The organism is Streptomyces sp. URMC 123, from assembly GCF_051386515.1.
GTDB lineage: Bacteria > Actinomycetota > Actinomycetes > Streptomycetales > Streptomycetaceae > Streptomyces.
The window spans coordinates 1-418 of sequence record NZ_JBPQTV010000720.1; the positions used below are offsets into that span (position 1 = coordinate 1).

At 75.6% G+C, this 418-nt stretch carries 1 protein-coding gene; it reads left to right on the forward strand.

The genetic code is table 11. The features are described from left to right. Positions 1-274: NTP transferase domain-containing protein (locus ACSNOD_RS31780; RefSeq protein ID WP_436770525.1), on the forward strand; the 274-nt coding region annotated here is incomplete at its 5' end. Positions 275-418: the final 144 nt, after the last annotated feature.

The following is a 418-nucleotide window of genomic DNA, read 5'->3' on the forward strand; positions in this document are numbered from 1 at the left end:
CGCCCGGCTGATCGCCCGCCACCGGGCGGGGGGTACGGGGGCGGGGCTGGTCGCCGCGGCGTACGGCGGCGAGCGGGGGCATCCTGTCCTGTTCGCCCGCGAACACTGGGCCGCGGTGGCCGCGGGCGCGGCGGGGGATCGCGGTGCGCGTGATTTTCTTCGCGCGCACGGGGACGAGCTGACGCTCGTCGAATGCGGTGACGTTGCCGCGCCGTACGACATCGACGTCCCCGAGGACCTCACCCTTCTGGCGCCGCCCCCTCCCCCTACGTAGCCCTCCGGGCGGGTTGCGCGACGCCCACGCTTGGCTCGTCCGTGACGTGACCGCCCCCGTCTTTCGCGCGCCTTGGGCGCGGCGCGCCACCCAACCTCCGCCCCGAAAGGGCGGAAAAACTGGCCCGCGCCTTCGGCGCGGACC